Below are 11751 nucleotides of genomic sequence, written 5' to 3'. Positions count from 1 at the left end.
GGCGGCCTCAACCGCCCTGGGCGCTGGCGGTGAAGGCCGGACGGACTTCCACGCCGCCGGTGGCGGCGCAGGGCGCGCGCGCGGCCCATTCGAGCGCGGCGTCGAGGTCGGGGACGTCGATCACGAAGTAGCCGCCGAGCTGCTCCTTGGTGTCGGCGAAGGGGCCGTCCTGCACCTGGCGCTTGTCGCCGCGGATGCGCAGGGTGGTGCCGGTCATCGGCGGCATCAGGCCGTGGCCGCCGAGCGCGAGGCCCGACTGGCGCACCGCGTCGGCGTAGGCCACCCAGCTCGCGCGCCGGGCCTGGGCGGACGCATCGTCGCGCTGCTCGAATTCGGCAGGCGTCTGATAGAACAAAAGCATGTACTGCATGGTGCAACTCCGTCATGAAAAGCGGACCGAGCAAGATCGCTCACACCAATGACGGCCGGCCAACCGGCATTTCGACAGCGAGTTGCATATTCTTTTACGACCCGGCCGGCAGCGCAATGCCGGTCGCCCGTAGCTTCAGCCTGGGCGCGATGCGGCCGGCCGAATCGATCTTCGACGCGAAGTTGCTGTTGCTGCTGCGCTTCGGCGCGCTCGGCAGGCTCGTGCCGTGGCACGAGGTCTGCCTGCCGGTGGCGGATGCGGCCTGAGCCGCGTCGCTCGGGTTCAGGCCGCCCGGGCCTGTTCCTTCGGCGCGAACATCGCTTCCAGTTCGCTGCGCAGCTTGAAGGCGTGGGTGCCGGTGTCCATCGCCACGTCGGCCCAGGTCAGGCTCTGGCCCTTGCGCACCGGGCGCACCAGCTTGATGCCGTGCGCCAGCCCCAGCGGCAGGCCGCCGATGCGCAGCGAGCGCTCGGCCGGCAGCAGCTTGCCCCAGACCGTGTAGCCGCCTTCGCCGTCGAGCACTTCGCCGAGCGCGAGGTCGCGCTTGGCGGTGGCGACCACGTCGGCGTTCCAGCAGGTGGCCACGCCCGTCGGTTCGCCGCGCAGCGCCACGCTCGCGACCGACAGGCCGACCTCGAGCCCGATCAGGTGCCAGCGCTTGTAGAGCGTGAAGTAGCGTCCGCTCGGGTCGGTGTGGGCGTTGTATTCCTCGAAGCAGTTCTTGATGTAGTCGGTCTCGGCCTCGACCGTGACCCACACGCCCATGCGGATGTCGTAGGGGATCCTGCGGCCGTCGGCCTCGAGCGAGGAGACCACCTCGACCATGCCCTTGCGCTCGAGCACGCCGCCCTCGCTGCGCGGGCGGGTCACGAACGGGATGTCCTCCACGCTGGCCGGCGGATAGAGCAGGCCGTCGGAGGGCACGCCCAGCCCGGTGGCATTGGCCACGGCCGAGCTCTCGATCGAGGGCTTGGAGCCGTCGAGGAAGCTGTTGAACATCTTCGGGTTGAGCCCGCCGCGCTGCGCCTGCTCGGGCGTGAGGCCGTAGTTGCCCCAGACGGTCTCGGGCGTGGATTCGCTGAAATGCGGCAGCCACTTGTGGCCGCGCCCGGCCGCCACCACCGGAAAGCCGCAGGTGCGGGCCCAGTCCACCAGGTCGCAGATCAGCGCGGGCTGGTCGCCGAAGGCCAGCGAATAGACCACGCCGGCCTGCTGCGCGCGGCGCGCCAGCAGCGGGCCGCAGAAGGCATCGGCCTCGACCGTCACGTTGACCACGTGCTTGCCGTGCGCGAAGGCGTCGAGGCAGTGGTCGACCGCGGCCACGGGGTTGCCGGTGCACTCGACCACGATGTCGATCGAAGGCTCGCGCGTCACGGCCTGCCAGTCCTCGGTGATCCAGGTGGCGCCGGACTTCAGCGCTTCCTGCACCGAAGTCGCGTTGGCGCGCGCGGCCTCCCAGCCCACGCGCTCGAGGTTGGCGCGCGCGGCCGCGGGCGAGAGGTCGGCGATCGCGACCAGCTGCACGCCCGGCGTGCGCGGGATCTGCGCGAGGTACATCGAACCGAACTTGCCGGCGCCGATCAGGCCGATGCGGATCGGGCGGCCTTCGGCGGCGCGCTGCTGGAGTTTCTGGTGGAGGCTCATGGAAGGGGCTTGGTCTCGGTGGTTCTTCTTCGGGGGCTCAGGCGACGGCCTCGAGCGCCTCGGTCGAGGTGCGCAACGCGCTCTCGGGCAGGCCGTTCTTCCACGGCAGGTCGACCGGGTAGGGCTGCAGCAGGCAGTCGTCGGGCAGCATCTCTATCGGCGCGAAGTCGCGGTGCGCGATGTACTCGGGGCGCTTGTGGCGGCGGATGTGGTTGCTGACCGCGCACAGGCTCAGGTACACGGCCACGCGGTTGAACGGCGACAGGTTGCTGCCCGAGGCATGCACCAGGCAGCTGTGGAACAGGATCATCGAGCCGGCCGGCCCCTTGGGCGAGACGATGCCGCCGTCCTTGCCGCCGGCGCGATCCACCAGCTGGCGGATCAGCGCGTTGTCGACCGTCCACAGCGGGTAGCTGGTGGTCGTGAGGTCGTGCTTCGCATCGACCACGCCCTTGCGGTGGCTGCCCGGGATGAACATCAGCGGGCCGTTGTGCTCGTTCACGTCGTCGAGAAAGATCGCGACGTTCATCGCGCGCTCGGTCGGCATCAGGTCGTCGTTGAGCCAGGTGCCGTAGTCCTGGTGCCATTGCCAGACGTCGCCTTCGAAGGCCATCTTGCCGTTGATCTTGAACTGGTGCATGTAGACCTCCTCCTCGAAGAGGTCGCGCACCGGGCCCACCATGCGCGGATGGCGCGCGAGCTTCGCGAAGGGCTCGCTGTAGAGGTGGGCCGCGAAGTTCGTGCGCACCGCGTCCGATCCCTTCTCGCGCACGTTGAAGGCCTCGCGGCGGCCGTAGAGCTCGGGCACCGCGTCGGTCAGCACGCGGGTCTCCTCGGGGGAGAAATGGCCGGGAAAGAACAGGTAGCCGTCGCGCTCGAACTGCGCGCGTTGCTCGGGGGTCAGCTTCATGCGGTGTCTCCTTGGGTCGTGCGGGGGTGGGAAGGGGAAGAGGGGGCCGATGCGGGGGAGGCTGCGCGCGCGAGCTGCGCGGCCAGGCGCCGGCCCAGCGCCTCGCTGGCCTGCGCCACGTGCTCCTCGCTCAGGCGCGCGGCCTGCTCGGCGTCGCCCGCGGCGATGGCAGCCGCGATGGCCTCGTGTTCGTCCCACAGCGACTCGCGCTGCGGCTCGGCCTGCAGCACCGCGCCCATCGCGCGGCGCAGGTGGCGCCAGTGCTGGTCGGCGCTCTGCGCGATCAGCGGGTTGCCCGAGGCCGCGTAGATGGCCTGGTGGAAGGCCATGTCGGCATCGATCATGGCCTCGACGTTGCGCCCGCGCGCGGCGCGGCGTCCGCGCTCCATCAGCTTGGGATCGATGCGAAAGCGCTCGGCCGCCGCGAGCCGCGCGGCCAGCACGTCGAGCGCGCCGCGCACCTGGTAGACCTTGCGCATCCAGTCGGGGTCGAGCGGCGCCACCAGCACGCCGCGGCCCGGCGCGTCGTGCACGAAGCCGTCCTTCTTGAGCAGCCGCAGCGCCTGCAGCACCGGCTGGCGCGACACCGAAAGCCGCTGCGCGATGTCCTCCTGCGTGAGCCGCTCGCCGGGCGCGAGCTCGCCGCTGCTGATCGCGCCGAGCAGGGCGCGGTAGACCTGGTCGACGAGGTCGGGCGCGACCTCGATGCTGACGAGCTGGGCGGGCATGGAAGGACTCCGTTTCTGAACTCTGTATACAGAGTACGAAATCCGGAGCGGCTGCGCAGCTAGGGTTTTCACCGGAACGGCCGGCAGCGTTCGCAATGCTCGCGTAACGCCGGGCCAGACAATCCGGCCCGGTTCCGCCCCGGTTCCGGCCGGCCTTTCTTTCTTTTCAGGTCAGCTTTTCGTGACGTTCCGGGTGTACAACCCTCGCCCAATGCAAAACCAAGAAAACAACGCACCGCAGGATCCTCCCCCCCGCCGCTGGCTGGCCGACCCGGTGCGCAGGCGCGCTGGCTGGCCCCGCCAGGGCGCCGTTCTCGGGGCTGCCCTGCTGCTGAGCGCCTGCACGCTCGGCCCCGACTTCAAGACACCGGGCCTGCCGGCCGCCGCGCAGGGCGCCGACTACACGCCCTCGCCGATGCCGGCGCGCACGGCGCAGGCGCCGGTTCCGGGTGGGCAGTCGCAGCAACTGCTGCCGGGCCGGGACATCCCCGCGCAGTGGTGGGCCGTGTTCCGTTCCGAGCCGCTCGACCGCCTGATCCGCGACGCGCTCGCGCAGAGCCCCACGCTGGCCTCGGCCCAGGCCACCTTGCGCGAGGCGCAGGCCAACTACGAGGCGCAGTCGGGCAGCCTGCTGTGGCCGCAGGTCAACGGCACGTTGGGCGGCACGCGCCAGCGCGCCTCGCAGGTGACGACGCAGGTGCCGGGCGGCCAGCTGCTCACGCTCTACAACGCGCAGGTCAACGTCAGCTATGCGCTCGACGTCTTCGGCGGCAACCGCCGCGCGCTCGAGGGCGCGCAGGCCACGCTCGAGGCGCAGCGCTACCAGGTCGAGGCGGTCTACCTGACGCTGACCGGCAACCTCGTGACCACCGCGATCCGCGAGGCCGCGCTGCGCGCGCAGCTGCAGGCCACGCGCGAGGTGCTGCAGGCGCAGCAGCAGCAGCTCGACGTGATCGAAAAGCAGTTCGACACCGGCGCGATCCCCAAGTCGACCGTGCTGCAGCAGCGCACCCAGCTCGCGCAGACGCTGGCCACCGTGCCGGCGATCGAGAAGTCGCTCGCGCAGACGCGCCACCAGCTCGCGGTCTACGCGGGCCGGCTGCCGAGCGAGGCCGGCCTGCCCGAATTCGATCTCGCGAGCCTGAGCCTGCCCGCCGATCTGCCGCTGTCGCTGCCCTCCGAGCTCGCGCGCCAGCGGCCCGACGTGCGCGCCAGCGAGGCCCGGCTGCACGCGGCCAGCGCCGAGATCGGCGTGGCCACCGCCAACCTCTATCCGAAGTTCAACCTGACCGGCAGCTACGGCAGCAGCGCCACGCGCACGCGGGAGCTGTTCCGCTCGGCCAGCGATTTCTGGAGCGTGGGCGCGGCGCTCGCGCAGCCGATCTTCGACGGCGGCTCGCTGCGCGCGCAGAAGCGCGCGGCGGTCGCGGCCTACGACGCGGCGGCGGGGCAGTACCGCGACACCGTGCTCGGTGCCTTCCAGAACGTGGCCGATGCCCTGCGCGCGCTCGAGATCGACGCCACCGCGCTGCAGACCCAGGCCACGGCCGAGTCGCTCGCGCGGCAGTCGCTCGACCTGACGACGACGCAGTTCCGCGCCGGCGCCGTCAGCTACGTGCAATTGCTGACCGCGCAGCAGGCCTGGCTGCAGACGCACACCGCGCTGGTGCAGGCCCAGGCCGCGCGCTATGCCGACACGGCGGCCCTGTTCCAGGCGCTGGGCGGCGGCTGGTGGAACCGCGGCGAACTCGCCGACGCCACCATCGCCCCGGCCGCCGACGCCACGCCCGCAGCCGCGCCGGCGCAGAACTGAACCCCGCCGCGGCACGACCTCATCCTGCCGCGGCACCTCACCCCCTCATCCATAACTCGAAGAGAAGCCTACCCATGACCCGGAGAATGATCATCATGATCGGCTGCGTGCTGCTGCTGGTCGCCGCCCTGGCGCTCGGCAAGTTCCTGCAGATCCGCGCGTTGATTGCCGCCGTGCCCAAGCCGGGCCCGCAGACCGTGTCGACGGTCGAGGTGCAGAAGCTGCAGTGGCAATCGCAGTTCTCCGCGGTCGGCACGCTGAACCCGGTGCGCGGCGCCGACCTCAGCACCGAGGTGGCCGGGCTGGTGCGCCAGGTGCACTTCAAGTCCGGGCAGGACGTGAAGGCCGGCGCGCTGCTGGTCGAGCTCAACGCCGACTCCGATATCGCGCTGCTGCATGCCGCCGAAGCCGCCGCCGCGCAGGCCGCCACCGTGCTCAAGCGCGACCAGGCGCAGCTCGCGGTGCAGGCCGTGAGCCAGGCGCAGATCGATGCCGACACCAACGACCTCAAGGCCAAGCGCGCGCAGGTCGAGCAGCAGGCCGCCGTGGTGGCGAAGAAGTCGATCCGCGCGCCGTTCGCGGGCCGCCTGGGCATCACCACGCTGAACCCGGGCCAGTACGTGAACGCGGGCGACAAGCTGGTCACCTTGCAGACGCTGGACCCGATCTACGTCGACTTCACGCTGCCGCAGCAGCAGCTCGCTGGCCTCGCTGTCGGCCAGATGGTGAACCTCGGGGTCGATGCCTTCACCGGCCAGGCCTTCAGCGGAAAGATCAACGCGATCAGCCCCAAGGTGGACGCCACCACGCGCAACGTGCAGGTGCAGGCGACGGTCTCGAACCCGAAGCAGCAACTGCTGCCGGGCATGTTCGCCACCGTGAAGATCGACATCGGCGGTGCGCGCGAACAGCTCACGCTGCCGTCCACCGCCGTCACCTACAACCCCTACGGCTCGACGGTGTTCGTCGTGAAGACGGCCGATGCCTTCAAGGCCGCGACCGCGCCCGCCGCCTCGGCATCGGGTGCCGCACCGGCCGCGCCGGCGGCAGCGGCCAACGCCAATGCGCCGAGCGGACAGCAGCTCGTCGCGCAGCAGGTCTTCGTCGAGACCGGTCCGACGCGCGGCGACCAGATCGCCATCGTCAAGGGCCTGGAGGCCGGCCAGGTGGTGGTGAGCAGCGGACAGAACAAGCTGAAGAACGGCACGCCGGTCACGGTCGACAACAGCGTCCAGCCGACCAACAGCCCGAACCCGACGCCGCAGGAAAAATGAGGTCGCACGCATGAACTTCACCGACATCTTCATCCGCCGGCCCGTGCTGGCGATGGTGGTGAGCCTGCTGATCGTGGTGCTGGGGCTGCGCGCGCTGTCCGGCCTGCCGGTCAACCAGTACCCGAAGACCGAGAACGGCGTGGTCACCATCAGCACCGCCTACTACGGTGCCGACGCCGCCACGGTCGCGGGCTTCATCACGCAGCCGCTCGAGGCCGCCGTGTCGCAGGCCCAGGGCATCGACTACCTGTCGTCCTCGAGCAGCCTGGGCGTGTCGACCATCACCGCCACCCTGCGGCTGAACTACGACTCGAACCGCGCGCTGACCGAGATCAACACCCAGGTCAACTCGGTGCGCAACCAGCTGCCGCCGCAGGCGCAGCAGCCGGTGCTGACCGTGGCCACCGGCCAGACCACCGATGCCATGTACATCGGCTTCTACAGCGACACGCTGCCCAACAACAACGTCACCGACTTCCTGGTGCGCGTGGTGCAGCCCAAGCTCAATGCCATTCCCGGCGTGCAGACCGCCGAGATCCTGGGCGCGCGCACCTTCGCGCTGCGCGCCTGGCTCGACGCGCAGAAGATGGCCGCCTACGGCGTGACCGCCACCGACGTGAGCGCCGCGCTGGCCGCCAACAACTACCTCGCCGCCGTCGGCCAGAGCAAGGGCCAGATGGTGAGCGTGCCGCTCACCGCGGGCACCTCGCTGCACAGCGTGGACGAGTTCAAGCAGCTGTCCATCAAGAGCAGCAACGGCGCCATCGTGCGGCTGCAGGACGTGGCCAACGTGACGCTGGGTTCCGAGAACTACGACTTCAACGTCGCCTTCAACGGCGTGCGCTCGGTGTTCATCGGCATCAAGGTCGCGCCCGAGGCCAACATCCTCGACGTGGCCAAGCAGGTGCGCACCACCTTCCCCGAGCTGCAGGCCCAGCTGCCCAGCGGGCTGACCGGCAAGATCGTCTACGACTCGACCGACTTCATCAACACCTCGATCAGCGAGGTGATCAAGACGCTGGTCGAGGCGCTGCTGATCGTGACGGTGGTGATCTACCTGTTCCTGGGCAGCCTGCGCGCGGTGCTGGTGCCGGTGATCGCGATGCCGCTGTCGCTGATCGGCACCTTCTTCGTGATGCTGGTGCTCGGCTACTCGATCAACCTGCTCACCTTGCTGGCGCTGGTGCTGGCGATCGGGCTGGTGGTGGACGACGCCATCATCGTGGTGGAGAACGTCGACCGCCACATGCGCGAGGGCAAGACGCCGATGCAGGCCGCGCTGCTCGCGGCGCGCGAACTCGGCGGGCCCATCCTCGCGATGACCGTGGTGCTGGTGGCGGTGTACGTGCCCATCGGCTTCCAGGGCGGGCTGACCGGCTCGCTGTTCACCGAGTTCGCGTTCACGCTCGCGGGCGCCGTGGTGGTGTCGGGCGTGGTGGCGCTCACGCTGTCGCCGATGATGTGCTCGCGCATCTTCAAGCCCGAGCAGGACAGCGGCAAGTTCGCGTCGAAGATCGAGCACGTCTTCGAGCGCGTGCACCACCGCTACGAGCTGATCCTGCGCGGCGTGCTGCGCACCTGGCCGGTGATGATCGTGATGGGGGTGATCCTCATCGGCCTCTTGTTCGTGATGTTCAAGATGTCGAAGTCCGAGCTGGCGCCCGAGGAGGACCAGGGCATCGTGCTGTCGCAGGTGGTGGGCGCGCCCACGGCCACCATCACGCAGATGCAGACCTATGCCGACCAGATCTTCAAGGTCGCGCACGACACGCCCGAGTACGCGCAGTTGTTCCAGCTGACCGGCGTGCCGAGCACCAACGCGGGCATCGCCGGCGTGCTGCTCAAGCCCTGGGACGAACGCACGCGCAGCGCGCACGACATCCAGGCCGATCTGCAGCGGCGCTGGAACGGCATTGCCGGCGCCAAGGTGGTGGCCTTCCAGTTCCCGGCGCTGCCGGGCGCCTCGGGGCTGCCGGTGCAGTTCGTGATCAAGACCACCGAGCCGTTCGAGAACCTCAACACGCTCGCGCAGCAGATCATGGACAAGGCGCGCGCCGAAGGAAAGTTCTACTACATCGACGCCGACCTGAAGATCGACCTGCCGCAGGCCACCGTGGTGGTCGACCGCGACAAGATCGCCTCGCTCGGCATCACGCAGCAGGACGTGGGCAACGCGCTGGGCGCGGCGCTTGGCGGCGGCTACGTCAACTACTTTTCGATCTCGGGCCGCTCCTACAAGGTGATCCCGCAGGTGCAGCAGGTCGACCGGCTCAACCCCTCGGACGTGCTGAACTTCTACATCAAGACGCCCAACGGCGTGGTGCCGGCCAGCACGGTCGCGAGCCTGAAGTACAGCGTGCAGCCCGAGACGGTGAACCACTTCCAGCAACTCAACTCGGTGACCATCCAGGGCGTGCCCAGCGGCACGCAGGGCGAGACGCTCGAGTACCTGCGCGGCGTGGTGCAGCAGCTCGCGCCCAGCGGCTACACGGTCGACTACGCGGGCCAGTCGCGCCAGTTCGTGCAGGAGTCGGGCAACTTCGCGATCACCTTCGTGTTCGCGCTGATCATCGTGTTCCTGGCGCTGGCGGCGCAGTTCGAGAGCTTCCGCGACCCGATCGTGATCCTGGTGTCGGTGCCGCTGGCATTGTTCGGCGCCATGATCTTCATCTTCTGGGGCTTCGCCTCGATGAACATCTACACGCAGGTCGGACTGGTCACGCTGATGGGCCTGATCAGCAAGCACGGCATCCTGATCGTCGAGGTGGCGAACCGGCTGCAGAAGCAGGGCCTGAGCAAGCTCGACGCCATCGTCGAGGCCTCGGGCACGCGGCTGCGCCCGATCCTGATGACGACGGCCGCCATGGTGTTCGGCGTGCTGCCGCTGGTCATCGCCTCGGGCGCCGGCGCCGCCGGCCGCCAGGCGATGGGCATCGTGATCTTCAGCGGGCTGTCGATCGGCACGCTGTTCACGCTGTTCGTGGTGCCGGCGATGTACCTGTTCATCGCGGCGCGGCACGAGAAGGAAGAAACGAGCCAGGCCGACGTCGTCGCACCGCGGGGGCAGGTGGCACCCGAGGCCTGAGCCGGCGCCCCTGCGATGAAGCGCCCGCGGTCGTGACGGCCGCGGGTTTCTTTTTTTGGGGCCTGCCTTCCCGCCTCCGGCGGCCTTGCCCGCGCGCTTTCAACTGCGCGACACTAGGCCCATGCAACTCCCCACCTACGACGACGTCACCGCCGCGGCCGCGCGGCTCGAAGGCCATGCCCACCGCACGCCGGTGCTGCGCTCCAGCACCGCCGATGCCCGCTGGGGCGCCCAGTTCTTCTTCAAGTGCGAGAACTTCCAGCGCATGGGCGCGTTCAAGTTCCGCGGCGCCTTCAATGCCCTGTCGAAGTTCGACGCCGAGCAGCGCAAGGGCGGCGTGATCGCCTTCTCGTCGGGCAACCATGCGCAGGCGATCGCACTCGCCGCGCGTCTGTTGGCCATGCCCGCGGTGATCGTGATGCCCAAGGACGCGCCGGCCGCCAAGCTCGCGGCCACGCGTGGCTACGGCGCCGAGGTGGTGCAGTACGACCGCTTCACCGAGGACCGCGAGGCGCTGACGCGCCGGCTCGCCACCGAGCGCGGCATGACGCTGATCCCGCCCTACGACCATCCCGACGTGCTCAGCGGCCAGGGCACCGCCGTGAAGGAACTGATCGAGGAGACCGGCCCGCTCGACCACCTGTTCGTCTGCCTCGGCGGCGGCGGGCTGCTGTCGGGCTCGGCCCTGTCGGCGCGCGCTCTCGCGCCCGGCTGCAAGGTCTACGGTGTCGAGCCCGAGGCCGGCAACGACGGCCAGCAGTCGTTCCGCGCGGGCCGCATCGTGCACATCGACACGCCCAAGACCATCGCCGACGGCGCACAGACGCAGCACCTGGGCGAATACACCTTCGGCATCATCCGGCGCGACGTCGACGACATCTTCACGGTGAGCGATGCGCAACTGGTGGAGGCGATGCGCTTCTTCGCCGAGCGCATGAAGATGGTGGTCGAGCCCACCGGCTGCCTCGCGTTCGCGGCCGCCTGCGCGGCGGGTCCGCTGATCGCGGGCCAGCGCGTGGGCGTGCTGATCAGCGGCGGCAACGTGGACCTCGGGCGCTACGCGGCGCTGCTCGGCGGCACGGCCTAGGGTCGTTGCCAGACGATGCGGCGCGCATTCTCGCCGCATTCGAGCAACTGCCGGTAGGCCGGCGCATCGAAGCCCGGCAGTTCGAACAGCCAGGCCTCGAAGCGCGCGAAGCCGCCGGCCAGCGTGGTGACCGCCATCAGCGGCTGCGCGCCGTCGCGCCGCGCGCAGGGCTCGATCCACACGCGCGGCAGGCCCTCGGCCATGGTCTGCGAGCGCACCGCGATCGCATCGATGGCCGCGAGCTCGACACGGGTCTGCACGCTGCCCTGGCGCACCAGCATCAGCGCGTCGCTGCCGAGCGCGATGCGCGCGCCGTCATAGGGCGATTGCAACGGAGCGGCCGGACCCTTGCCGCGCAGCGCGCCACGCGCCTGCTGGAACGCGCGCAGCGAGCGGCTGCCGAAGATGTAGGCCGTGCCCACCGCATAGAAGACGGCCTGGAAGCCGATGAAGGCGATCGTCGCCGGGCCCACACCGTTGGCGTTGCGCGTGGAAATCAAGGTCCAGAGCGCGAAGCCGCTGGCGATGGCCGCGACCGCGCTGATCGCGCCCCAGAGCCAGGCCGCCGCGCGGCTGCCGCGCAGCGCGGCCAGGAACACCAGCGCATAGACGGCCAGCCGGATGCCGATCATCGAACTGGGCCGCGCGGCCACTTGCCACAGCTCGGTGGCGACGTAGATCGCCGCGATCGCGGCCAGCGGCCAGGGCGCGCGCACCGTTCAGCCGACGCGGATGCCCGCGGCCGTGAGGTGCAGCAGCCGGTCGGCGCGCGCGGCCGCGCTCTCCGAATGCGTGACCAGCACCAGCGAGGCGCCATGCTCGCGCGTCTGCGCGATCAGC

Annotated in this window: 10 protein-coding genes and 1 pseudogene; 5 read left to right on the top strand and 6 right to left on the bottom strand. The window is 69.9% G+C overall.

Annotation, left to right across the window (positions count from 1 at the left end; translation table 11 throughout):
- Window positions 1-7 precede the first annotated feature (7 nt).
- Window positions 8-370: a YciI family protein gene (locus AC27VN_RS18930; protein WP_093354525.1), complete on the bottom strand. Its 363-nt coding sequence runs from the start codon at window positions 368-370 to the stop codon at window positions 8-10.
- A gap of 14 nt (window positions 371-384) precedes the next feature.
- Between AC27VN_RS18930 and AC27VN_RS18925 the strand changes: the two genes are divergently transcribed.
- A complete protein-coding gene (locus tag AC27VN_RS18925; RefSeq protein ID WP_490877509.1) occupies window positions 385-636 on the top strand; it encodes a hypothetical protein in 252 nt (83 codons plus the stop codon).
- A 16-nt stretch (window positions 637-652) separates the two neighbouring features.
- Here AC27VN_RS18925 and AC27VN_RS18920 read toward each other — a convergent pair whose 3' ends face one another.
- From AC27VN_RS18920 to AC27VN_RS18910, 3 genes are read right to left on the bottom strand one after another with little or no spacing between them, the layout of a single operon-like run.
- The gene (locus AC27VN_RS18920) at window positions 653-2014 is read right to left on the bottom strand and encodes an NAD(P)H-dependent oxidoreductase (protein WP_490877508.1); all 1362 of its coding nucleotides are present in this window, start codon (window positions 2012-2014) and stop codon (window positions 653-655) included.
- Between the two features lie 37 nt (window positions 2015-2051).
- Window positions 2052-2924 carry a phytanoyl-CoA dioxygenase family protein gene (locus AC27VN_RS18915; RefSeq protein WP_490877507.1) on the bottom strand — a complete coding sequence of 291 codons (873 nt, stop codon included), beginning with the start codon at window positions 2922-2924 and terminating at the stop codon, window positions 2052-2054.
- Window positions 2921-3652: a GntR family transcriptional regulator gene (locus tag AC27VN_RS18910; protein WP_490877506.1), complete on the bottom strand. Its 732-nt coding sequence runs from the start codon at window positions 3650-3652 to the stop codon at window positions 2921-2923. Before AC27VN_RS18910 ends, AC27VN_RS18915 begins: the two co-directional genes overlap by 4 nt.
- Before the next feature lie 211 nt (window positions 3653-3863).
- Here AC27VN_RS18910 and AC27VN_RS18905 point away from each other — a divergent pair, with 211 nt between their 5' ends.
- The 4 genes from AC27VN_RS18905 to AC27VN_RS18890 all read left to right on the top strand — a co-directional run bounded on the left by AC27VN_RS18905 (window position 3864) and on the right by AC27VN_RS18890 (window position 10911).
- On the top strand, window positions 3864-5465 hold the full coding sequence (locus AC27VN_RS18905) for an efflux transporter outer membrane subunit (RefSeq protein WP_490877505.1): 1602 nt from the start codon (window positions 3864-3866) through the stop codon (window positions 5463-5465).
- A gap of 74 nt (window positions 5466-5539) precedes the next feature.
- Window positions 5540-6739: an efflux RND transporter periplasmic adaptor subunit gene (locus AC27VN_RS18900; RefSeq protein ID WP_093354537.1), complete on the top strand. Its 1200-nt coding sequence runs from the start codon at window positions 5540-5542 to the stop codon at window positions 6737-6739.
- Between the two features lie 10 nt (window positions 6740-6749).
- Window positions 6750-9824, top strand: a complete 3075-nt coding sequence (locus tag AC27VN_RS18895; RefSeq protein ID WP_490877504.1) for an efflux RND transporter permease subunit — start codon at window positions 6750-6752, stop codon at window positions 9822-9824.
- 121 nt (window positions 9825-9945) lie between these two features.
- Window positions 9946-10911 carry a threo-3-hydroxy-L-aspartate ammonia-lyase gene (locus tag AC27VN_RS18890; RefSeq protein ID WP_208513718.1) on the top strand — a complete coding sequence of 322 codons (966 nt, stop codon included), beginning with the start codon at window positions 9946-9948 and terminating at the stop codon, window positions 10909-10911.
- On the opposite strand, the gene AC27VN_RS18885 is transcribed toward AC27VN_RS18890, so the two are convergent.
- Together AC27VN_RS18885 and AC27VN_RS18880 are read right to left on the bottom strand one after the other, a co-directional pair.
- Entirely contained in the window at window positions 10908-11627 is a 720-nt protein-coding gene (locus AC27VN_RS18885) for a hypothetical protein (RefSeq protein WP_490877503.1), read from the bottom strand. The genes AC27VN_RS18890 and AC27VN_RS18885 overlap by 4 nt on opposite strands.
- Window positions 11628-11630: 3 nt before the next feature.
- Window positions 11631-11751 (bottom strand): annotated as a pseudogene (locus tag AC27VN_RS18880) (ABC transporter ATP-binding protein); the annotation flags it as partial.

The sequence above is a fragment of the Variovorax sp. 20P10.2.4 genome, from assembly GCF_058244205.1.
This window is presented reverse-complemented; position numbering and strand designations above follow the sequence as displayed.

Coding starts and splice junctions, on each gene's coding strand:
- AC27VN_RS18910 (WP_490877506.1), bottom strand. CDS start 3,652: ATGCCCGCCCAGCTCGTCAGCATCGAGGTCGCGCCCGACCTCGTCGAC.
- AC27VN_RS18915 (WP_490877507.1), bottom strand. CDS start 2,924: ATGAAGCTGACCCCCGAGCAACGCGCGCAGTTCGAGCGCGACGGCTAC.
- AC27VN_RS18905 (WP_490877505.1), top strand. CDS start 3,864: ATGCAAAACCAAGAAAACAACGCACCGCAGGATCCTCCCCCCCGCCGC.
- AC27VN_RS18920 (WP_490877508.1), bottom strand. CDS start 2,014: ATGAGCCTCCACCAGAAACTCCAGCAGCGCGCCGCCGAAGGCCGCCCG.
- AC27VN_RS18890 (WP_208513718.1), top strand. CDS start 9,946: ATGCAACTCCCCACCTACGACGACGTCACCGCCGCGGCCGCGCGGCTC.
- AC27VN_RS18925 (WP_490877509.1), top strand. CDS start 385: ATGAAAAGCGGACCGAGCAAGATCGCTCACACCAATGACGGCCGGCCA.
- AC27VN_RS18930 (WP_093354525.1), bottom strand. CDS start 370: ATGCAGTACATGCTTTTGTTCTATCAGACGCCTGCCGAATTCGAGCAG.
- AC27VN_RS18895 (WP_490877504.1), top strand. CDS start 6,750: ATGAACTTCACCGACATCTTCATCCGCCGGCCCGTGCTGGCGATGGTG.
- AC27VN_RS18900 (WP_093354537.1), top strand. CDS start 5,540: ATGACCCGGAGAATGATCATCATGATCGGCTGCGTGCTGCTGCTGGTC.